Source organism: Streptomyces sp. NBC_00287 (assembly GCF_036173105.1).
In the GTDB taxonomy this organism is placed as follows: domain Bacteria; phylum Actinomycetota; class Actinomycetes; order Streptomycetales; family Streptomycetaceae; genus Streptomyces.
This window is the reverse complement of record NZ_CP108053.1, coordinates 432,807-453,311: the sequence shown is the minus strand read 5'-3', so window position 1 is coordinate 453,311 and position 20,505 is coordinate 432,807. Positions and strand designations below refer to the sequence as shown.

General features: G+C 70.1%; 18 protein-coding genes and 2 pseudogenes. 10 read left to right on the top strand and 10 right to left on the bottom strand.

Going from position 1 to position 20,505, the window contains the following annotated elements:
* Positions 1 to 249 precede the first annotated feature (249 nt).
* Positions 250 to 516, top strand: a pseudogene (locus OHT76_RS02370) (NUDIX hydrolase); the annotation flags it as partial.
* Positions 517 to 574: 58 nt separating this feature from the next.
* Positions 575 to 661, top strand: a pseudogene (locus OHT76_RS44075) (NUDIX hydrolase); the annotation flags it as partial.
* Position 662: 1 nt separating this feature from the next.
* Here OHT76_RS44075 and OHT76_RS02365 read toward each other — a convergent pair.
* Positions 663 to 2,093, bottom strand: coding sequence for an aminotransferase-like domain-containing protein (locus OHT76_RS02365; protein WP_328869019.1), 1,431 nt, complete (start codon positions 2,091 to 2,093; stop codon positions 663 to 665).
* Between OHT76_RS02365 and OHT76_RS02360 the strand changes: the two genes are divergently transcribed.
* The gene (locus OHT76_RS02360; RefSeq protein WP_328869018.1) at positions 2,092 to 3,330 is read left to right on the top strand and encodes an aminotransferase class V-fold PLP-dependent enzyme; all 1,239 of its coding nucleotides are present in this window, start codon (positions 2,092 to 2,094) and stop codon (positions 3,328 to 3,330) included. The two genes, OHT76_RS02365 and OHT76_RS02360, sit on opposite strands and share 2 nt — an antisense overlap.
* Positions 3,327 to 4,664: an MFS transporter gene (locus tag OHT76_RS02355; protein ID WP_328869017.1), complete on the top strand. Its 1,338-nt coding sequence runs from the start codon at positions 3,327 to 3,329 to the stop codon at positions 4,662 to 4,664. Before OHT76_RS02360 ends, OHT76_RS02355 begins: the two co-directional genes overlap by 4 nt.
* Before the next feature lie 59 nt (positions 4,665 to 4,723).
* Here OHT76_RS02355 and OHT76_RS02350 read toward each other — a convergent pair whose 3' ends face one another.
* From OHT76_RS02350 to OHT76_RS02340, 3 genes are all read right to left on the bottom strand, one after another.
* A complete protein-coding gene (locus OHT76_RS02350) occupies positions 4,724 to 5,743 on the bottom strand; it encodes an LLM class flavin-dependent oxidoreductase (protein ID WP_328869016.1) in 1,020 nt (339 codons plus the stop codon).
* 63 nt (positions 5,744 to 5,806) lie between these two features.
* The gene (locus OHT76_RS02345; protein WP_328869015.1) at positions 5,807 to 7,309 is read right to left on the bottom strand and encodes a metallophosphoesterase family protein; all 1,503 of its coding nucleotides are present in this window, start codon (positions 7,307 to 7,309) and stop codon (positions 5,807 to 5,809) included.
* A gap of 57 nt (positions 7,310 to 7,366) precedes the next feature.
* Positions 7,367 to 8,188, bottom strand: coding sequence for an MHYT domain-containing protein (locus tag OHT76_RS02340; protein WP_328869014.1), 822 nt, complete (start codon positions 8,186 to 8,188; stop codon positions 7,367 to 7,369).
* A gap of 258 nt (positions 8,189 to 8,446) precedes the next feature.
* Between OHT76_RS02340 and OHT76_RS02335 the strand changes: the two genes are divergently transcribed.
* Together OHT76_RS02335 and argG are read left to right on the top strand one after the other, a co-directional pair.
* Entirely contained in the window at positions 8,447 to 8,797 is a 351-nt protein-coding gene (locus OHT76_RS02335) for a hypothetical protein (RefSeq protein WP_328869013.1), read from the top strand.
* A 101-nt stretch (positions 8,798 to 8,898) separates the two neighbouring features.
* Entirely contained in the window at positions 8,899 to 10,329 is a 1,431-nt protein-coding gene (argG, locus tag OHT76_RS02330) for an argininosuccinate synthase (RefSeq protein WP_328869012.1), read from the top strand.
* 91 nt (positions 10,330 to 10,420) lie between these two features.
* On the opposite strand, the gene OHT76_RS02325 is transcribed toward argG, so the two are convergent.
* Positions 10,421 to 11,377, bottom strand: coding sequence for an alpha/beta hydrolase (locus tag OHT76_RS02325; RefSeq protein WP_328869011.1), 957 nt, complete (start codon positions 11,375 to 11,377; stop codon positions 10,421 to 10,423).
* 338 nt (positions 11,378 to 11,715) lie between these two features.
* Here OHT76_RS02325 and OHT76_RS02320 point away from each other — a divergent pair, with 338 nt between their 5' ends.
* Complete coding sequence (locus OHT76_RS02320; RefSeq protein WP_328869010.1) at positions 11,716 to 12,516, top strand: helix-turn-helix domain-containing protein; 801 nt, start codon at positions 11,716 to 11,718, stop codon at positions 12,514 to 12,516.
* A 42-nt stretch (positions 12,517 to 12,558) separates the two neighbouring features.
* Here the strand turns inward: OHT76_RS02320 and OHT76_RS02315 are convergent, their stop codons facing one another.
* The gene (locus tag OHT76_RS02315; protein WP_328869009.1) at positions 12,559 to 13,398 is read right to left on the bottom strand and encodes a helix-turn-helix domain-containing protein; all 840 of its coding nucleotides are present in this window, start codon (positions 13,396 to 13,398) and stop codon (positions 12,559 to 12,561) included.
* A gap of 229 nt (positions 13,399 to 13,627) precedes the next feature.
* Here OHT76_RS02315 and OHT76_RS02310 point away from each other — a divergent pair, with 229 nt between their 5' ends.
* The gene (locus tag OHT76_RS02310) at positions 13,628 to 14,584 is read left to right on the top strand and encodes an alpha/beta hydrolase (RefSeq protein ID WP_328869008.1); all 957 of its coding nucleotides are present in this window, start codon (positions 13,628 to 13,630) and stop codon (positions 14,582 to 14,584) included.
* 8 nt (positions 14,585 to 14,592) lie between these two features.
* On the opposite strand, the gene OHT76_RS02305 is transcribed toward OHT76_RS02310, so the two are convergent.
* On the bottom strand, positions 14,593 to 15,789 hold the full coding sequence (locus OHT76_RS02305; RefSeq protein WP_443049693.1) for an IS110 family transposase: 1,197 nt from the start codon (positions 15,787 to 15,789) through the stop codon (positions 14,593 to 14,595).
* A gap of 238 nt (positions 15,790 to 16,027) precedes the next feature.
* Positions 16,028 to 16,963: a helix-turn-helix domain-containing protein gene (locus OHT76_RS02300; RefSeq protein WP_328869007.1), complete on the bottom strand. Its 936-nt coding sequence runs from the start codon at positions 16,961 to 16,963 to the stop codon at positions 16,028 to 16,030.
* A 275-nt stretch (positions 16,964 to 17,238) separates the two neighbouring features.
* Between OHT76_RS02300 and OHT76_RS02295 the strand changes: the two genes are divergently transcribed.
* Positions 17,239 to 18,180, top strand: coding sequence for a DMT family transporter (locus tag OHT76_RS02295; protein WP_328869006.1), 942 nt, complete (start codon positions 17,239 to 17,241; stop codon positions 18,178 to 18,180).
* Here the strand turns inward: OHT76_RS02295 and nadE are convergent, their stop codons facing one another.
* Entirely contained in the window at positions 18,181 to 18,993 is an 813-nt protein-coding gene (gene nadE, locus OHT76_RS02290) for an ammonia-dependent NAD(+) synthetase (RefSeq protein ID WP_328869005.1), read from the bottom strand.
* The gene (locus OHT76_RS02285) at positions 18,990 to 19,928 is read right to left on the bottom strand and encodes an SMP-30/gluconolactonase/LRE family protein (protein ID WP_328869004.1); all 939 of its coding nucleotides are present in this window, start codon (positions 19,926 to 19,928) and stop codon (positions 18,990 to 18,992) included. Before OHT76_RS02285 ends, nadE begins: the two co-directional genes overlap by 4 nt.
* A gap of 96 nt (positions 19,929 to 20,024) precedes the next feature.
* Here OHT76_RS02285 and OHT76_RS02280 point away from each other — a divergent pair, with 96 nt between their 5' ends.
* On the top strand, positions 20,025 to 20,459 hold the full coding sequence (locus OHT76_RS02280) for an Lrp/AsnC family transcriptional regulator (RefSeq protein WP_328869003.1): 435 nt from the start codon (positions 20,025 to 20,027) through the stop codon (positions 20,457 to 20,459).
* The last annotated feature ends 46 nt before the right edge of the window (positions 20,460 to 20,505 follow it).

Below are 20,505 nucleotides of genomic sequence, written 5' to 3'. Positions count from 1 at the left end.
GCTCTCTTGAATACCCGGCGGCGGGGCAGGACTTGAAAGCCGCTGGCGTCGTCGCTGCCCTGGACGAAGTCGAGGATGAGACCGAGGGATTGGGCGGGCGAGCCGGCGAGTGGCCGGTGTAACCGCCGTCGGCAGCACGGTGCCGGCGGCATCCGGGTCGGTCGTGGATGCCGGCGTGGCGAGTACGTCCAGGGCGAGTCCGAGACACAGGCGGGCATCTCGTCAAGGGGACGGGAAAAGGGCCGAATTGACGGGCGCAGGTGGGAGTACCACGTCGTTCGCCTCCGGCACCTGGCCGTGGCCGCCGTGGTCAATGACCGCCAAGAGGTCCTGATGATGTGGCGGCACCGCTTCATTGCTGACTCGTGGGCCTGGGAGTTGCCCATGGGCCTGGTCGAGGAACTGGAGACCCCCGAAGAGGCTGGCGCCCGCGAAGTCCTGGAGGAGACGGGCTGGCGTCCTGGCCTCATCAAGCCCCTGGTCTACGCCGAGCCGGACAACGGCATCACGGACTCCACTCGATGCGGTCGGACTCGTTCTTTCCGTGGGCGGTCCGGTGTAGGTCGCGCCGTCCATGAGCCGGGGCATGATCGACCGCCGGGAGGTCGTGAGCGGCGCATCGCTCGTCGGCCTGTTGTACCTGCTCATGGAGCCGATGATCGTCATGCGCCTCGCTCCTGCCCGGGGTCGAGCTCCGCAAGTGCGGCTCCCAGCCGGCCCGCGCCCTCGGTCAGCTCGGTGTGGTCGGCGGTCGCGGCGAAGCCGATGCGTAGGTGGGCCGCCGGTGGCTCGGTGGCGAAGTAGCGGCTGCCGGCGCTCACGGCGACGCCGTGTTGGCGGGCGGCGCTGGTGAGGACGGTGTCGTCCATGCCTGACGGCAGGCGGACCCACAGGTGGAGGCCGCCCGTTGGTAGTGCGGGCAAGGCCGCGCCGGGGATTTCCTGGGTGATCGCGGCGGCCAGTACGGCGCACCGCTCCCGGAGCGCCGTGCCGAGAGAGCGGACGTGCCGGTCCCAGGACGGGGAGCTGAGTACCTCCAGTGCGGCCTCCTGCAGCGGGCGGGCGATGAAGAAGTCGTCGACCAGGCGCACCGCCCGCATGCGCTCCATGACCGGTCCGCGGGCCACCAGCGCCCCGATCCGCAGGCTCGGTGCGGCGGGCTTGGTCAGTGAGGTCACGTAGATGACCGTGCCGTCGCGGTCGTCGGCGACCAGCGGCCGCGGCACCGTGCCGCCGTGTCCCAGATGCCGTGCGAAGTCGTCCTCGATCACGAACGCGCCCGAGGCGCGCGCCACATCGAGGATCTGGCGGCGCCGTTCGGGCGCCAGCACAGTGCCGGTGGGATTCTGGTAGGTCGGCTGGCAGTACAGCAGCCGTGCGCCGGTCATCGCGAACGCGTCGGCCAGCAGGTCGGGCCGGATGCCGTCGGCGTCGAGCGGCACCGGCACCGGCCGCAACCCCGCGGCGCGGGCCGCGGCCATGGCCTGGGGATAGGTGGGTGACTCCACCAGGACCGGGCTGCCGGGCCCGGCGATGGCCCGGAACGCGATCGACAGCGCACTCTGCCCGCCCGCTGTGATGAGCACGTCCTCCGGCGCCACGCCGCCGCCGATGATGCGGCCGAACACGGTGCGCAGCGCCATCAGACCGTCGGCCGGCGCACGGTCCCAGGCGTCGGGACGGCGCGCGGCCCGTGCCAGCGCCGCGCTCAGGGCCCGGGTGGGCTGGAGCGAGCGGTGCACATAACCGCCGTCCATCGTGATCGTCCCGGCCGGTGCCGGTCCGAGCGGGGCGGCGATCAAGTGGGTGTCGACGGCGCGGTCCGTGAGGGCGACCGTCTGCCAGGCCGTGTCGATGGCAGTGGTCTCGTCGTGGAGCCGGGTGCGCTGCGCCGCGTACGTTCCGCTGCCCGGACGGGTCACCACCGCGCCCTCGGCGGCCAGTGCGGCGATGGCCCGCGCCACGGTCGCCGGGCCGACCCGGTATTCCTTGATCAGCTCCCGGCTGCTCGGCAGCCGGTCGCCGGGCGACAGCCGGGAGACCAGCGCACGGAGACTGTCGGCCAACTCGACAGAAGTGCTACTGTCATTCATGAGAGATAACAGTAGCGCTTCTGGTCCGGGTCGGGAAGCACTTCAGCTCGACGTCGCCGCTCTGCGGGCCGACACCCCGGGGTGCCGACAGGTCATCCACTTCAACAACGCGGGCTGCGGACTGCTGGCAGCCCCGGTCCTCGACGCGATGGTCGGCCATCTGAACCTCGAGGCGCGGATCGGTGGTTACGAGGCGTCGGCCGCCCAAGCCGCCGAAGTCCGCGCGTTCTATACGGAGATCGCCGCCCTCATCAACGCCACGCCCGACAACATCGCCTTCGCGGGCAGCGCCACCCACGCCTACGCCAACGCCCTGTCCTCGATCCCGTTCGAGGCCGACGACGTCATCCTCACCACCCGCGACGACTTCGTCTCCAACCAGATCGCCTTCCTCTCCCTACGCAAGCGCTTCGGCGTACGGATCGTCCACGCGCCCAACACCCCGGAGGGTGGGGTCGATGTGGACGCGATGGCCGCGCTGATGCGGACCCACCGTCCCCGCCTGGTGTCCGCCACCCATGTCCCCACCAACTCGGGCCTCGTCTCGCCGGTCGCCGAAATCGGCCGCCACTGCCGGGAGTTGGACCTCGTCTACCTGGTCGACGCCTGCCAGTCGGTGGGCCAGTTCGTCATCGACGTGGAGGAGATCGGCTGCGACTTCCTCACCGCCACCTGCCGCAAGTTCCTCCGCGGCCCGCGCGGCTCCGGATTCCTGTACGTATCCGATCGCGTCCTGCGCGCGGGTTACGAACCGCTGTTCATCGACATGCACGGCGCCCGCTGGACCGAGCCGGGCGGCTACGAGCCCGTGGCGACGGCGGCCCGGTTCGAGGAGTGGGAGTTCCCGTACGCCACGGTGCTCGGCAGCGCCGCCGCGACACGCTATGCCCGCAAGGTCGGTATCGAGGCGATCGAGCAGCGGACCCCGGCGCTCGCGGCCCGGCTGCGCGATCGGCTCGCACCGATCCCGGGGGTGCGCGTGCTCGACCGCGGCCCGCGTCTCGCCGCGCTCGTCACCTTCGAGGTGGCGGGCTGGCAGCCGCAGCCGTTCCAGGCGGCCATGGACGCCCGCGGCATCAACTCGGCGCTCAGCTTCCGTGAGTTCGCACAGTTCGACTTCGGGGACAAGGACGTCGACTGGTGCCTGCGCCTGTCGCCGCACTACTACAACACCGAGGAGGAAGTGGACCATGTCGCGGACGCGGTCGCGGACCTCGCCGGCCAGGGACGGCGATGACCGCCACGCAGACACGCACCGAGGAGCCGGCCACGGAGAGCCTCTGGCGCAACGGCGACTTCCTCAGGTTCTGGCTCGGCGAGACCCTCTCGCTCCTCGGCACCCAGGTCACGAACCTCGCCCTGCCCCTCACCGCCATCATCGCCTTCGACGCCACCGACGAGCAGGTCGGCATCCTGCGGTTCCTGCAACTCGTCCCCTACCTCGGGCTGGCCCTGGTCTTCGGGGTGTGGGTGGACCGGGCCCGACGGCGACGGATCATGCTGGGCGCCAACCTGGCCCGGATGTCCCTGCTGGCCCTGGTCCCCGTCCTGTACTGGACGGAAGCGCTCGACCTCACCTCACTACTCGTGATCGCCTGCGCCGTCGGCATCGCCTCGGTGCTGTTCGACGTGAGCTGGATGTCGTACGTCCCCACGCTCGTACGCGACCCCAAGCACTACGCCGAAGCCGGCGCCAAGATGGGGATGAGCTCATCGGCGGCCGATGTGGCAGGGCCCGGACTCGCGGGTGTGCTGGTCGGTGCCCTCACCGCGCCCGTGGCGCTGATCGTCGACGCCTTCTCCTATCTGGTGTCCCTGATCTCGCTGTTGCTCATCCGCACACCCGAGCCCCGTCCCGAGCCGCCCTCCGCACGGCGGCACCTGCCGACCGAACTGCGGGACGGCCTGCGCTGGGTCCTGAAGAACCCGGTTCTGCGGTCTCTCGCGCTCATCGGCTTCTGCTGCAACTTCTCCATGATCACCGTATGGACGATGTTCCTGTTGTACGGAACACGCGACCTGCACCTGGATTCGACGACCCTCGGCGCCATCTTCGCCACTGCCTCCGTGGGCGGTCTGATCGGCGCCGCGATTTCCCGCAAGGTCATCCGGCGCTTCAGGCTCGGCCTCGTCTACCTGGTCGCGCAGTCGGCCCTTCTCCTCGGCCCGACGCTGATCGTCCTGGCCACCGGCCCCCGGCCAGTGATGGTGGGGATGTTCGTCCTCTCCTTCTTCACCACCTACCTCGGACTCGGCGTCGCAGGCGTCATCATCGTCAGCCTGCGCCAGGCCAGTACCCCGCAATCGATGATGGGCCGGATGACGGCGGTCTTCCGCACCCTGCTGTTCGGCGGCGGCGCACTCGGCGGCCTGTTCGCGGGGGTGCTGTCCGGCCGGATCGGCGCGCACGGGGCATTGACCGTGGCGGCGATCGGATCCGCCGCCGTACTGGTCCCGCTTTTCCTGTCCCCGGTGAGCCGACTGCGCGACCTGCCGACGGCACCGGAACAACCCGTCACGGCGGCAGCGGACGGGGAGGCTGTGGAGGCACGTTCCGTGGGCTCGGGGTAGCCTCGCTGACCGCTGTTCACCGCCCCTGTGCATCGCAGCACAGTGTTAGCCGACCTCCGTCAGGCAGCCGGCCGCCAACCCAGCTCCGGCCCCAACTTCGTCGCCATGTCCGTGAGGATCTGCAGATAGTCCTCGTGCTCGAAGGTGAACGGCAGGGCGAACGCGACCTCGTCGATCTCTTGGAACGCGGCGTGGGCGTGGAGGCGTTCGGCGATTTCCGTGCTGGTGCCGACTATGTCCGGGGCGAACATCAAGCGGGCCGGGCCCTGGGGTGAGGTTGTGCGGGGGGTGCGGCTTGCCGCGTAGCTCTCGTACTTGGCCCGTTGTGACGGCGTTGCCGAGTCCGTGGGGATGACCACCAGGCCCTGCGAGACGCGGGCTCGGTCGCCGTTCGGGTGGGTGGAACGGAAAGCGTGGACGTGGGAGAGCTGGATCTGCGCGAAGTCCTCCGACTCCTCCGCCTTCACCACGCTGCTGATCAGGAGGTTCATCCCCTGCTCGCCCGCCCACTGGGCCGAGTTCAGGCTGCCGCCCCCGTACCACATGCGGCTGCCCAAGCCGGGGGAGTGTGGCTGCACCCGGTCCGAGAAGACCTCGAAGCCCTCCAACCCGGAGAAATCCGTGGCCCGTTCGCCGCGTACGAAGTCCAGTAGGCGGCGCACCCGTTCGTAGCTGAAGTCCTCGGACTCGGCCGTGTTCGGGTACAGCGCCTCCTTCACCCGGTCGTAGCGCCTCGGCGGGCCCACGCTCACGCCCGGGTTCAGGCGGCCGCCGGACAGGAGGTCAACTGTTGCCAGGTCCTCGGCCAGCCGGAGCGGGTTCTCCCAGCCGAGCGGGATGACCGCTGTGCCCAGTTCGATGCGGTGGGTGCGCTGCGTGGCCGCCGCCAGAAGTGCGATCGGGGACGAGATGCCGTATTGGAGGTGGCGGTGGCGGACCCACGCGCTGTCGAAGCCGAGTTGCTCGCCCAGTTCTATGAGGTCCAGCGTCGACTCATGGCCGGCGCGTGGGTTCTGCTCGTCGAACAGGCCGATGGTCAGGAAGCCCAGCTTGCGCAGCGGTCGTGAGGTCGGCGGCATGGATTCCTCCAACGTTCAAGTGTGTTGTGGGTGCCAACCGTCAGAGGGCCAGGGGTGTTCCGTTCACTTCAGCGGGATCGTCACCTCGTCCTCCACCGGCGGGTCGATCTCCTGGGCCCGGTTTCCCGTCGCCGCGTAACAGCGCAGGCGGATCGACTCCGGCGAGACATCCACGCGCAGGAAGCACTTGAAGAACGGCGGGCTGTACGTCGCCGAGCTGGGGGAGAAGAGCGAGGTGTAGATCTTGCGGACGGGGAGCCGGAAGCGGGCGGTGCGGTCGGGGCGGCGGCCTGCGCCCAGCAGGCTTGCCACCAGGCGCGTGCGACGCGTCAGGCCCGCGGTCGCCTGCTGGGTTCGCGTCAGCGGGATGCCCAGACGCTCCGCGACCACTGCCGCCGCCTCCGCCTCGGTGAGCGTGAAGAAGCGGCGCAGGCGGAGGCGACGGCCGTAGAGCTTGCTGTAGAAGGCGAGGGAGTCGCCGCGCAGGGGGTAGCAGCGGAAGTCCTGCTCGGTCACGTTCGCCACGTCGACCCGGGGGATGGTGTGGGTGGCGTGCATGAAGGCGCCTCCGCCGCCCGAGACGACGTACTGGATCGTCCGCCCCTCCACCTCCACCGGGTAGCGCTGGTAGTTGTGGATGTCGCCGCCTATCGCCGCCACATAGCGATGCGCCGGGTCGCGGACGATGTCGTCCACGGTTCCGCCGCCCTCGATCTCGCAGGGGTGGTACTCGCCGTCCACGTACAGCGGTGAGCCCGTGATCAGGATCTTCGGCCGTGGGTCGCGGGAGACCTCGCGCAGCCAGGCGCCCTGCTCGGCGTCGAGCGTGCCCAGCAGTCCGGTGTCGATGCCGATGATCCGTATCGGTCCGGCGTCGACGGCCCAGTACGGGCCCGGCTGGACCGCCTGTTGGGCCGGGTCCGAGCGCAACTTGCGGGCCTCGTCCAGGTGTTGGCCGTCCGTGGAGCGGGGCCGGTGCCACAGCAGCGCGCGGAGCCAGGCCCGGGTCAGCGCACGGGGCTTGGGCTCGGGTTCGAGCGGTGGGGCGTCGCCGCAGAAGACGCGCATGAAGGCGCCCAGGTCTTCGTACCAGTCGTGGTTGCCGGGTATCGCGTAGATCGGCGCCCGGTAGTCCTGGTACGGGCGGAAGAACTTCGTACCGTAGTCGTCGGCGCTGCCCACCGGGTAGATCACATCACTGGCCAGCACCGCGAAGCTGGTGTCCTGCCCCGCCTTCAAAAGGCCTGGTACTACGGCGTATTGAGGGTCGTCGCCCTCGCCGGTGTCCCCGATGACCAGGAACGAGAAGCGGTCCGGGTCCGCTCGCTCGATCACCTTGTCGGCCGGTGCACCGGCCGCGGCCCGCTGGGCCACCCAACGGCTGCGGGTCCGGCCCGTGGGATCCCCGAACCAGGAGGCCAGCACGCCATTGCGGGCCGCCCACAGCATCTTCGGGTCCAGCCAGGAGATCTTCTCGACGTCGGTGGGCATGAGCCGTTGGTACTCGCCGCGTTCCGCGGTTCCCCAGCCGGCGCCTTCGGCGGTATCGCGTGAAGAGTCAGACACCGGTGCACCGTAACAATGATCTACGGACGGGCTTACGGCGGACTCCCGCGAGAGCCCTCACCAACGGCCGGTGCGCGAGCCGCTGTTGCCCCTTCTCGACGCCGACTGCGGCTTCGGCCCCTGCCCGACCGGCCGGTTCCACTCGCCGTCCCCGAGCACCAGCAGCGGATCGAACATCACCACCACCCCCGCCAACAACAGGAACACAATCGGCCCCAGCAGCATCGGCAGCAACAGCGAGGTGGGTGAGTCACCGGACCATGCCCCGGCAGAGCTGTGCAGGTGTACGTCAACGGCCGCCATCGCGGTGTAGTGCATCCCCGACACGGCCACCCCCATCACCAGGCTCGCCCCGAGGCTCATCAGGAAGCCGCGCACCGACACCGCCGCCCACAGCGCCGCGGTCGCGGCCGCGATGGCGATCAGTATCGAGAGGCCTACGGTGGACGCGTCGTACTGGACGTCACCGTTCATCCGCATCGCCGCCATGCCGAGGTAGTGCATGGCTGCCACACCGAGCCCGGTGATGACCCCCGCGAGGGTCAGCGAGGCCGCCCCCGCGCCGCGATAGCCCACGATGAACACGCCGATGCCGACCACCAGGATCGCCACGATCAGACTCAGCACGGTCAGTGCCGTGTCGTAGCGGATCCGGGTCTCCTCGACCTGGAAACCGATCATCGCGATGAAGTGCATGGTCCAGATGCCGCAGCCGATCGACGTGGCGCCCAGCGCCAGCCAGCCGGGCTTCCAGGACTGTTCGTTGATCAGGGACCGGACGATGCAGCGCAGTCCCAGCGCCCCTCCCAGACAGGCCATTAAGTAAGCCGCCACCGGGGTCACCGCACCGTAGCGGAACCCGTCGACCGTGCCTTCCATGAGCCAACTCCCCCCAGAGTCATGGATGGTTGTCGTGCAAGGTGTAAGGGGTGAGAGCCCTGTGAAGCAAGCCTTCACGGCGGTCTGTCGCGTACGTACATGTGCCTCGGTGCCTGAACATTTGCGCAAGTGCCCTAATAGTCCGGCACATTTCGGGGTTGCCGACGGCGGTGTAACGCAATTGCGTTTGCCGGACGCAGAGGCAGGAAGGAGCGGATCGACCGCTCACGAAAAACAACCCCTCAGATCGGATTTCTCGTGAACACCGACCCGGTTTCCGGATACCAGACCTATGACCAGCCCACCCGTCCCGACCGCTCCGCGCGGAATCAGGCCGCGACGCGCAGAGCGGCTCTGACGATCAGCACGATCGCCGACATCGCCGCAGGTCTGCTGGTTCTGTGGATCTTGCTTTACCTGCTCGACGCGAATCAGGGGAATGCGTTCGTCGAGTTTGTGCACGGATCGGCCGACTGGCTGTCCGGATGGGCACAGGACATTTTCACGATGGACACGGAAGGGCTGCGAGTGGTCCTCAATTACGGCCTTCCGGCGGTCGTGTACGCGGCGCTCGGGCACGGTATTGCCGCGCGGCTCAATCGGGCCTGATCGAATTCCCGACGGGAGGCCAGGGCGCACCTCCTGCGCCTCCCTCGCCGGCTCCTGAGGTCGGCGTTGCATGTTCATGCGCTGTCGTGCATACTTCTGCTATGTCCAAAGTGCTTACCTCCCTCCCCGTCGGCTCGCGCGTCGGGATCGCCTTCTCCGGGGGCCTCGACACCTCGGTAGCGGTCGCCTGGATGCGCGACAAGGGTGCCGTGCCCTGCACGTACACCGCCGACATCGGCCAGTACGACGAGCCCGACATCGCGTCGGTGCCCGGTCGCGCGAAGACCTACGGCGCCGAGATCGCGCGCCTGGTCGACTGCCGCGCGGCGCTGGTCGAGGAGGGGCTTGCCGCACTGACCTGCGGTGCGTTCCACATCCGCTCGGGCGGACGGGCGTACTTCAACACCACGCCGCTCGGCCGCGCGGTCACCGGCACCCTGCTGGTCCGGGCGATGCTCGAGGACGACGTCCAGATCTGGGGCGACGGCTCGACCTTCAAGGGCAACGACATCGAGCGGTTCTACCGCTACGGCCTGCTCGCCAACCCGCACCTGCGGATCTACAAGCCCTGGCTCGACGCGGACTTCGTGACCGAGCTGGGCGGCCGTAAGGAAATGTCGGAGTGGCTGCTCGCCCACGAGCTGCCCTACCGGGACAGCACGGAGAAGGCGTACTCCACGGACGCCAACATCTGGGGCGCCACGCACGAGGCCAAGACCCTGGAGCACCTGGACACCAGCCTGGAGACCGTGCAGCCGATCATGGGCGTGCGGTTCTGGGACCCCGAGGTGGAGATCGCGACCGAGGACGTGACGATCGGCTTCGAGCAGGGCCGCCCGGTCACGATCAACGGCAAGGAGTTCGCCTCCGCCGTCGATCTGGTGATGGAGGCCAACGCCATCGGCGGCCGGCACGGCCTCGGCATGTCGGACCAGATCGAGAACCGGATCATCGAGGCCAAGAGCCGCGGCATCTACGAGGCGCCCGGCATGGCCCTGCTGCACGCGGCGTACGAGCGTCTCGTGAACGCGATCCACAACGAGGACACCCTCGCCCAGTACCACAACGAGGGCCGTCGCCTCGGTCGGCTCATGTACGAGGGCCGCTGGCTGGACCCGCAGGCGCTGATGATCCGCGAGTCGCTGCAGCGCTGGGTCGGCCAGGCCGTCACCGGCGAGGTGACGCTGCGGCTGCGGCGCGGCGAGGACTACTCGATCCTCGACACCACGGGCCCGACGTTCAGCTACCACCCGGACAAGCTGTCCATGGAGCGCACCGAGGACGCGGCGTTCGGTCCGGTGGACCGGATCGGCCAGCTCACCATGCGCAACCTCGACATCGCCGACTCGCGCACCAAGCTGGAGCTGTACGCCGGTCTCGGCATGGTTGGCGCTCCGTCGGTCGAGGCCGGGGCGACCAGCCTGATCGGCGCGCTGACCGAGGGCGGCGCCGAGGCCATCGCCTCCGGCGGCAAGGGCCCCGAGGGCGACGAGCTGCTCGACAGCGCGGCGATGGAGTTCGGCACCGACTGAGCGGTGCGCGCGGACAGACGTGGGCGGGCTCCCGTACCGACAACGGGAGCCCGCCCACGCGGCTGTGTGCCCTCAGGCACCGGTCGTCAGGTCAGCCGGCACGCAGGGCGGTGCGCAGCGTGCCGATCGCCAGCGTGATCGCGGCCTCGGCGGCGTGTGTCTCGCGCAGGGCATTGAGCATCACGAAGTCGTGGATGATGCCCTGGAAACGCACGGCGGTGACGGCGACCCCGGCCGCACGCAGCTTGTTGGCGTACGCCTCGCCCTCGTCACGCAGGACATCGGCCTCACCGGTGATGACCAGCGCCGGGGGCAGCCCGGTGAGCTGCTCGGTGGTGGCCCGCAGCGGGGACGCGGTGATCCGGTCGCGCTCGGCCTCGTCGGTCGTGTACTGGTCCCAGAACCACTGCATGCCGTCACGGCGCAGGAAGTAGCCCTCGGCGAACTGGTGGTACGACGGGGTGTCGAAGGCGGCGTCGGTCACCGGGTAGAACAGCACCTGCTGGACCAGCGGCACATCCCCGCGCTCCTTGGCCATCAGCGTCAGCGCGGCGGTCATGTTGCCGCCGACCGAGTCACCGGCCACGGCCAGCCGCGACGCGTCCAGGCCACGGGACGCGCCCTCGTCCACGACCCACTTCGCCACCGCGTAGTTCTGCTCGATCGCCACCGGGTAACGGGCCTCGGGGGAGAGGTCGTACTCCGGGAACACCACGGCGGCGTTCACGCCCACCGCGAGCTCGCGCACCAGCCGGTCATGGGTGTGCGCGTTGCCGAACACCCAGCCCGCGCCATGGATGTAGAGGATCACCGGCAGCGTGCCCTCGGCCCCGGCGGGCCTGACGATACGGGCCCGAACCGTCCCGACAGTGACCCACTCCTCGTCGATCGCGGGCTTGTCGATCTGCCCTGACTGCACCTCGTCCACGGCCTTGCGGCCCTCGGCGGGCGGCAGCTCGAAGAGATACGGCGGGTTCGCGGTCGCCTCGGCGAAGGCGGCGGCCGCGGGCTCCAGGACCGGCTGGACCGGCTCGACGGCATCGGACATGTGACTCTCCCGGGGTCTCGCATGGGTATGCCGGTCTCTCCGGCGGGGCTCCACCACGCTAAGGACGCCAGGACGGCGGCGGTTGTCCCTCAGTGCACCGGCACCCTTCCCACAGTGCATGGACCGGGGACGGTCAGCCACCGCTGGGCGTCTCGCCGGCGCTGACCGAGACGGGGGGCGCGTGCCGCCTGCGCGGGCAGCGAGCGCAGCCGAAACCGCTGCCTTGCCTGACCGTGCACGCCTGTTGCCCCTGCCCGCAGAAGCGACTGGACCCCCTCTCACCTGCGACGGAGCAGCCGCAAGCTGAAGGGAACGAGCGCCGTCGATCAGGGAGTCGTATGAGCCCGAAAGCCCAGGACCGCACTCTCGGCTTCCTGAGGGTGACCACGGTGCGGGGACAGGCACAGACCCTCGCCCCCGACCACGACCACCTCGTGCTCGGCCTCCACAGCGAGGGCCGGGCGACCCTCGTCCGTGAGGGGAACGCGGAGCCCTGCCGCCCCGGCGACCTCTTCGTCTGCGCAGGCCCGTTCCTCCTGCACGAGTCCGAGGACTTCACCCTCCATCTCGTACGGCTGCCCCGACGCGCCCTCGCCCTCACCGACCGCCAGGTACAGGCCCTGACCGGCCGGGCACCGTCCGCCGACGGCCCCGTGGCGCCGCTGCTCGGCGCCCTCCTGCGGGAGCTCGCCGCAGGGCGGAGCGAGCGGGCCGCCCGCCATCTGGCAAGCAGCGTCGCCGAGTTGGTGGGTCTGCTGGTCGACACCGACCCTGGACCCCAGGACCACGGGGAGGACCGCGAGGCCCTGGTGCGCCGGGTACGGGCGCACGTCGACGCGCATCTGTGGGACCGGCGGCTGACGCCCGCCAGTGTGGCCGCGGCGCAGCACATCTCGGTCCGCTATCTGCACAAGCTCTTCGAGGGCCAGGACAGCACGATCGGCCGGTGGATCCAGCACCGCCGACTGGAGGAGGCCCGGCGGGAACTCGCCCGCGCGGGCCGGAACGACATCACGGTGTCGGCGGTCGCCCGGCGCTGGGGCTTCGCCAGCGCCACCCACTTCAGCCGCAGCTTCCGCGCCGCGTACGGGATCTCGCCGAGCGACTGGCGCGACGGCCGGACCCGCCCGTCAGGCTGACCCCGTGCCTGCCGCGCGGCGAGCCGGAGCCGCCGGTCGGAGTCATCCCGTGCCCGCCGCGCGGCGCCACTGCTGCGGCGAGCAACCGTGCACCGCCTTGAACGCCCGGCTGAAGTGCGCCGCGCTGCGAAAGCCCCAACGGGCCGCCACCACCGCGATCGACGGACTCACCCGCCCGCGCCGCGCCAGCTCCCGGGCGCAATGCTCGACCCGCAGCCGCTGGATCAGCCGCCCCACGGTGATCCCCTCGCCCTCGAACAGCCGGTGCAGATACCGCACCGAGATCAGATGCGCCCGCGCGATGCGCTCCGCGGACAGCTCCGGATCGTCCAGATGCCGCTCGATGTACTGCCGTACCGCAAGGACCAGGTGCCGCCGGCCCGGCTGCGGGAGTCCGTCCGCTTCCTCGGCGAGCTCGTGGACCAGCCCCGCCACCAGGTCGGTGACCATGCCTCCGAGCCGTTCACCGACCTGGGCGGGCAGGTGGGAGGCCGACTCTTCCAGGTGTCGGAGTACGAGCGTCAAGGGGGCTGTTGATGAGGTGGGGACGCGGGCGGTCGCGGACCGTAGCGAGGCCGCCGGGACGTGCAGCGCGTGGCTGGGCAGTCGGAAGTCGAGGATGCGGCCCTGCACCTCGACGGAGAAGTCCCGGCGCAGGTCGACCAGCGCCACCTGCTCGCTCTCCACGGACACGGTGCGTCCGTCCTGGGACAGGTGGACGCTCCCCTCGCGCGGGAGGAGCAGGGCCACCGCGTCGTCGGCTGCGTGGCCTCGCCCGAAGCGCAGTGGCCCGGCCGCGCAGGTGGTCATGCGGACGTATCCGAAGTGATGCAGTGTCACGAACCCTTCGACGGGGTCGTCCGTCGCGGACAGTTCGCTCACCTGGGCTCCTTTCAGCCCGTGCAGGGGTCTGCGGCGGCCACGTACGCAGGCATTAGGTCACATGACTGCACGTCCCCGCGTGCGAGCACCGAAGGTGTGCACTCAGCGGCACGGATCCATGCGGGGACCCGGCGCTTCTGCCCATCAGGTACGCCTAGTTTGGTGCCCGAGTCGAAGGAGCCGCTTCCCTTGCACGGCCCCTGACCGCCCCCCACGCCCAGGAGCTCCGGTGGAAGACGACGTTCGCGCCACCCAGCGGGAACCTGTCCTGGAACGGCCGGCGCGGGACTTCCTCCAGCAGCACCCCTGGCCCGACTCCCGCGCGCACATGGCCGCGCTGTGGAACGGCGACGGCAGTGACGAGTCCGACATCGAGGAGGAGTGGCTGGCGCTGCCGGGCGGCGACGGCGGCCGGCGTATCCGGGTGCGGATCCTGCGCCCGGCGGGCAGCGGCGAAGACCTGCCGGTGGTGCTCTATCTGCACGGCCTCGGCTGGATGTTGACCGACGCCTGTGCGCACCCGCGACTCCTGGCCGACCTGGTCCTCGGCGCGGACGCCGCCGTGGTCCTGCCCGAGTACGACCTGCCGGAGGACGCGCGCCACCCGGGGGCCGTCGAGCGGGCCTACGCCGTCGCCCGCTGGATCGCCCGCCACGGCGGGGAGTGGCGGCTGGACGGCACCAGGATGGCGGTCGTGGGCGCCAGCGCGGGCGGTCACCAGGCGGCGGCGCTCACTCTGGTGGCCCGCGAGCGCGGCGGTCCTGACTTCCGCCACCAGGTGCTGGTCTGTCCGGTCACCGACGCGGCGATGGACACGCCGTCCCACCGCCAGTTCGCCAGCGGGTACTTCCTGAGCGGCGCGGCCATGTCCGGCTACTGGCGGCAGTACGCGCCGGACCCGCAGACCCGGACACACGACACCGTCTCACCGCTGCGCGCGCCCCTCGACCGGCTGTGCGACCTGCCGCCCGCGCTCGTCCTCACCGCCGAGGCCGATGTGCTGCGCGACGAGGGCGAGGCGTACGCGGCACGACTGCGCGCGGCGGACGTCCCGGTCGTGTCGGTCCGGTACCACGGCACGATCCACGCCTTCGTACTGTTCGACCTGCTGCGCGACACCTACGCGTCCCGGGCGGCCCGCATCCAGCTGACCGACACGCTGCACGCCGCCCTGCACGCTTCCTAATGCTGTTGTCAAGCGGCTGTAGTCACTGGAGGTGTGACTTGGTAGCGCCGTCCGTCGCGGATCAGGGCCCACAGGACGTTGACGCGTCGGCGGGCCAGGGCGAGCACGGCTTGGACGTGCTTCTTCCCCTCAGCGCGTTTGCGGTCGTAGAACTTCCGCGAGTTCGGGTCGCATCGGACGCTGACCAGCGCGGAGGTATAGAAGACCCGCTGCAACCTGCGGTGGTAGGTGACCGGCCGGTGGAGGTTGCCGCTGACCTTGCCCGAGTCGCGTGGTGCGGGGGCGACGCCGGCGAAGGCCGCCAGGGCGTCCGGGGAGTCGAACTCGTCCAGGCCGCCGCCGACGGCAGCCAGGAACTCGGCGCCCAGCACGGGGCCGATGCCCGGGACGCTCAGGACGATGTCGGCGAGCTCGTGCTCGCGAAACCGGCCCTCAATGAGCTTGTCCATCTCGGAGATCTGCTCGTTGAGGGCCATCACCTCCTCGGCCAGGGTGTGGACCAGCTTCGCGATGGTCTTCTCCCCGGGGATCGCGGTGTGCTGGCGCTCGGCGGCCTCAACCACCGTCTCGGCCAGGCTTCTTGCGTTACGGACCTTGCGGTTGGCCAGCCACTTCGTCAGCCGGGCGACGCCGGTTCGGCGGATCGCGGCCGGGGTCTGGTAGCCGGTCAGCAGGCGGAGCGGGCCGGTGTTGGTGACGTCCAGGGCCCGTTCCAGGGCCGGGAACATGCTCATCAGAGTGGAACGCAGGCGGTTGACCGAGCGGGTGCGGTCCTCGACCAGGTCGGACCGGCGTCCGGTCAGCAGCTTCAGCTCGATGGCTGCTTCGTCGCCGGGGCGTATGGGCCGCAGATCGCGGCGCATTCTGGCCTGGTCTGCGATGACGTAGGCGTCGCGGGCGTCGGTCTTGCCCTCGCCTCGGTAGCCGTCCGAGGCCCGGTTGACCAGGCGGCCGGGAATGTAGAGGACCTCCTGGCCGTGATTGACCAGCAGGGCCAGGAACAGCGCGGGCTCGCCGCCGGTCATGTCGATGGCCCAGGTGACCTCACGGCCGTCGGCCAGGTCCAGGACGTCGCCGATCAGCTTCAGCAGCTCGGGCTCGTCGTTGGCGACCCGCCGCGACAGCAGCGTCTTGCCCTCCGTGTCCAGCGCGAGCCCGTGATGGTGGCCCTTCCCGCTGTCGATCCCCGCCCATATCCGGCTCATCATGCTCCTGGCGTGCTCGTTCGTTCCGTTCGTACCACGGACGACCTCGCCGGCATTGCTCTACTCAGCGACATGTTCGCATTTCCTAATCGGCGGCCGAGTCGTCGTGGGGTGCCGGGCGGCGAAGCGTGCTCAGCCACGAGACGGCAGCCGCCTGATAGCCACACCCAGCACCCCTGGGTGACCCAACCCTACGAATGGCTCGATCAACCCGATCAAGAAGGTAGAGCCGCCTGAGTCAGGCGCTGTGGTGCCGCCGCCACTCGCTCGGCGTCACCCCGTACGCCGCCTGGAAGCGGCGGCTGAAATGGCTCGGGCTGCTGAACCCGCAGCGCGCGGCCACCGCGGCGACGGTGAGCCGGTCGTAGCGAGCCGAGGCCAGCATCTGCCGTGCCTTGGCGAGCCGTTCGGTGATCAGCCACTGCTCCAGGCTGATGCCGGCCTCGCTGAGCAGCAGGTAGAGCCTGCGCACCGAGACGGCGTGCTCGGCCGCGATCCGCTCGGGCGTCAGGGCGCGGTCCGCGAGGTGGCGGCGGGCGTAGGCCATGACCCGGGTGAGGAGGGTGTCGTCCATGACCGAGCGGACCGGCTCGCTGTCCTCGGTGTGCGCGGCGGAGAGCAGCAGGGCTCGGACGAGCTCGGTGGTGGCGTTGGCGAGGGCCTCGGCGCCGGGGTCGCCCTCCAGACGGCCCGGGTCGCGGAACACCGCTCGCAGATGGTTCAGGACGAGATCGTGCATCGGGCTGGCGCGCAGTTGCAGCGAGGCCCGTACGACGGTGTCGACGGGTACGCCGAGCCGGTGCATGTCGAACATCATCGACTGCGAGGCCCCGTCGCCGGACCAGCCGTAGTTGCGGACCGACAGCTCGTGGAAGACGCAGATGTCGTCGGGGCCCAGGAGCCGTCGCCGCCCCGCGACCTCGGCGCGGTGCACGCCCTCGGGTTGGAGCGAGACGGACACCACGGGACGACTGCGGTGGTGGTGCACATGCCGCTGCGTGCGCCGTACCTCGAAGCCCGAATTGCGGGTGGCGATCATGTCGAGGCCGCCCACCCGCCACAGTTCCAGGCGGGCGTGCATGCCCGTCTCGGGCTCCTCGTGGAAGACGTCATTGGGGACCAGTGAGTCCGTCAACGCGTGGCGAAACGCCTCCGGCCGGTCACGAGGCGGCACGGTCGCAAGATCCAGCAGCAGCACGAAGCCCCCAACAGAGCTGTCTCCGGAGGCCATTGTGCATGAGCGCGGGTGCTTGTCATCCGGTCGTATATGATCGCCGGGTGAACACCTACTGGCACGTCGTTCTTCCGCCGCTCTGCGCCTGACGGGCGCAGACAGCGACGGCTTTTTGATCTCCGGCCCCGACCGGCCCTCAGGGCGGTCAGGGGTTCGTGTCGTGCGCCCGTTTCGAATCGAGTCCCAGACGCATTCGACGACGGAAGACCACGACAGTGCCGAACCGTACTTCTCCCCTGACTTCTGCGCGCCCGGCCGCCCAAGGCCAGCGCGCCTCCCGTTCCGGTTTCCTCGGCGGGCCCGCGCCCATCCTGACCTCGGCCGTGCTGTGGGGCACGACCGGAACCGCGAGCTCCCTGGCGCCGGCCGGTGCCCCGGCGGCCGCCATCGGCTGCGCCGGGCTCACCCTCGGCGGCATCCTGCTGTTCCTCACCTCCCGCAACGCCCGCTCGCTGCCGGCCGCCTGCACGCGCCGTGAGCGGTGGCTGCTGGTCCTCGGCGCGCTGGCGGTGGCCGGGTACCCGGTGACCTTCTATCCGGCGGTGGCGCGCACCGGTGTGGCCGTCGCCACGGTGATCGCGCTGGGCAGTGCCCCGGTCCTCGCCGGGCTGCTCGCCTGGATCACCGGACAGGCCCGGCCGACCGCACGCTGGACCGGCGCCACCGCGGCCACCGTCCTGGGCTGCACCCTCCTGGTGATGGGCCCCGGGCTCACCGGACACTCCACGCCGATCGATGCCACGGGTGTCCTGCTCGCCTTGGCGGCCGGACTGTCGTACGCCGTCTACGCGCTGATCGGCGGCCGGCTCATCGGCCGAGGACACTCCTCGGACGCGGTGATGGGCGTGCTGTTCGGCGCCGCCGGACTGCTCGTGCTGCCGCTCCTGCTCTCCGTCGACATGCACTGGCTCGCCACCGCCCGGGGTGCGGCGGTGGCCGGGTATCTCGCCTTGTTCACCGTCTACTTGGCGTACCGCATGTTCGGGTACGGACTGCGCCGCACCTCCGCGTCGGTGGCCACGTCGCTGACCCTGGGCGAGCCCGCGGTGGCGGCGGTCCTTGGCGTCGCCGTTCTCGGTGAGCGGCTTCCGGTGGCGTCCTGGGGCGGGTTGGTCATCCTCGGGATGGGACTGGTCCTGCTGACGCTGCCTGCCTGATCAGGGCGCGATCGGCAGTTGCCGCTTGTGTTCGGTGAGCCGGTAGCGGTGGACGATGGTGGCCAGGGCCGCCTCGTCGACCGGCTTGCCTTCGAGGAGGTCGTCGATGTCGTCGTAGGCGACACCGAGGGCCTCCTCGTCCGGCCGGCCCGGGGCGAGGGACTCCAGGTCCGCCGTCGGGGTCTTCCAGACCAGTTCGGAGGGTGCGCCGAGGGCCTCCGCCACGGCCCGTACCCGCCGTTTGGTGAGACCGGTCAGCGGGACCACGTCCGCCGCGCCGTCGCCGAACTTGGTGAAGAACCCGGAGACCGCCTCGGCGGCATGGTCGGTGCCGACGACCAGGCCGCCGTGTGCGCCGGCCACCGCGTACTGGGCGATCATGCGCTGGCGGGCCTTGATGTTGCCCAGGGCGAAGTCCTGGCTGTGCGCGTCGGCGAAGACGGTGCCGCCGACCAGCAGCGCCTCCAGGGCGGCGTCGCTCGCGGGCCGCACATCGACGGTCAGCACCTGGTCGGGGCGGATGAACTCCAACGCCAGCCGCGCGTCCTTCTCGTCGGCCTGGACGCCGTACGGCAGTCGCATCGCGAAGAACGTCGCCTCCCGGCCGGACGCACGCACCCGCTCCACCGCGAGCTGACACAGCCGCCCCGCCGTCAGGGAGTCCACGCCGCCGCTGATGCCGAGCACCAGCGAGCGCAGGCCCGTGGACGTCAACCGGTCGGCGAGGAAGGCCACTCGGCGCTCGATCTCCCGCGTCACGTCGAAGGACGCGGTCACCTGGAGGTCCCGGGCTATGTCCTGCTGCACGGTCACGGCTGGTCCTTCCGGAGCGCGGTCGGCAGTGCGGGGGTGCCGGTGACCGACATGACGAGGGAGTACAGGGCGGTGTCGGCGGCGATGAACATACGGTTGCGGCGGGCGCCGCCGAAGCGGATGTTGGCGACGACGTCGGGGATCAGCAGCCGGCCGAGCAGGGTGCCGTCCGGGTCGTAGCAGTGCACGCCGCCGTCCATGGCCGCGGCCCAGAGCCGGCCGGTGTCGTCGAAGCGGATGTTGTCGAAGTTGCCGATCTTGCACTCGGCGAAGATGTCGCCGCCGGAGAGGGTGCCGTCGTCGTGGACGTCGAAGACGCGGATGTGGTTGGCCCGGCTGTCCGAGACGAACAGCCGCCGCTCGTCGAGGGAGAAGACCAGTCCGTTGGGGCCGACGAAACCGTCGGCGACCAGCCGGACTTCGCCGCTCGCGGGGTCCAGGCGGTAGACGTTGCGGGCGCCGATCTCGCTCTCGGCGCGATTGCCCTCGTAGTCGCTGGTGATCCCGAAGTCGGGGTCGGAGAACCAGATCGAGCCGTCGGAGCGTACGGCGGCGTCGTTGGGGCTGTTGAACCGCTTGCCCTGGAAGCGGTCGGCGAGCACGGTGACCGTGCCGTCGTGCTCGGTGCGGGTCACGCGGCGGTTGCCCTGCTCGCAGGTGATCAGGCGGCCCTCGTTGTCCAGGGTGTTGCCGTTCGGGTAACCGGCGGGGGAGCGGAAGACGCCGACCTTCCCGGTGGTCTCGTCCCAGCGCAGCAGCCGGTCGTTGGGGATGTCGCTCCACAGCAGATACCGGCCGGCCGGGACATAGAGGGGACCCTCGGCCCAGCGGCAGCCCTCATAGAGGGTCTCCAGTTTCGAATCGCCCGCGTGGCAGCGGCCCGTGCGGAAGCGTTCATCGAAGATCTCGTACAACTGCGGTCGCTCGCCGACCATGCCGCCGCCCTCACTTCTTGTCGAATACTGGTGTGCAGAATCCAAACTATGCAGAATGACATTCGGTAGTTCAAGCAATTCCCCGAAGGAGAGTCGGTGGACGATGTCGATCGTCAGTTGCTCGTCCTCCTCCAGCAGGACGCGGCGCAGTCGTACGCGGCACTGGGGCAGGCCGTCGGACTGTCCGCGGGAGCCACCCATGAACGCGTGCGCAAGCTGCGCGAGCGGGGCGTCATCCGCAGGACCGCCGTCGAGGTCGATCCGGCGGCGATCGGGCAGGGTGTGCTCGCCTTCGTGATGGTGGAATCGGCGAAGTGGGTCGGCGACTCCGGCGACCGGTTCGCGGCCATCCCGGAGATCCAGGAAGCGCATGTCATCGCGGGCAGCGCCTCGGTCCTGGTGAAGGTCAGGACCGCGACCACCGAGCAACTCCAGGACGTGCTGCGCCGTCTCTACGCGATCGACGGCGTCAGCGGCACCCAGGCAACCGTCGTCCTGCAGACCTTCTTCGAGCGCCCCGTCACGCCGTGACCGGACCGGTCAGGATCGGAGAAGCGCGCCCTCCCGGCCCGTGGCT

Bases quoted from the DNA above. Each gene is read 5' to 3' on its own strand.
- OHT76_RS02360 (WP_328869018.1), top strand. From the start codon at position 2,092: ATGAGAGATAACAGTAGCGCTTCTGGTCCGGGTCGGGAAGCACTTCAG.
- OHT76_RS02365 (WP_328869019.1), bottom strand. From the start codon at position 2,093: ATGAATGACAGTAGCACTTCTGTCGAGTTGGCCGACAGTCTCCGTGCG.
- OHT76_RS02355 (WP_328869017.1), top strand. From the start codon at position 3,327: ATGACCGCCACGCAGACACGCACCGAGGAGCCGGCCACGGAGAGCCTC.
- OHT76_RS02350 (WP_328869016.1), bottom strand. From the start codon at position 5,743: ATGCCGCCGACCTCACGACCGCTGCGCAAGCTGGGCTTCCTGACCATC.
- OHT76_RS02340 (WP_328869014.1), bottom strand. From the start codon at position 8,188: ATGGAAGGCACGGTCGACGGGTTCCGCTACGGTGCGGTGACCCCGGTG.
- argG (WP_328869012.1), top strand. From the start codon at position 8,899: ATGTCCAAAGTGCTTACCTCCCTCCCCGTCGGCTCGCGCGTCGGGATC.
- OHT76_RS02325 (WP_328869011.1), bottom strand. From the start codon at position 11,377: ATGTCCGATGCCGTCGAGCCGGTCCAGCCGGTCCTGGAGCCCGCGGCC.
- OHT76_RS02320 (WP_328869010.1), top strand. From the start codon at position 11,716: ATGAGCCCGAAAGCCCAGGACCGCACTCTCGGCTTCCTGAGGGTGACC.
- OHT76_RS02305 (WP_443049693.1), bottom strand. From the start codon at position 15,789: ATGAGCCGGATATGGGCGGGGATCGACAGCGGGAAGGGCCACCATCAC.
- OHT76_RS02285 (WP_328869004.1), bottom strand. From the start codon at position 19,928: ATGGTCGGCGAGCGACCGCAGTTGTACGAGATCTTCGATGAACGCTTC.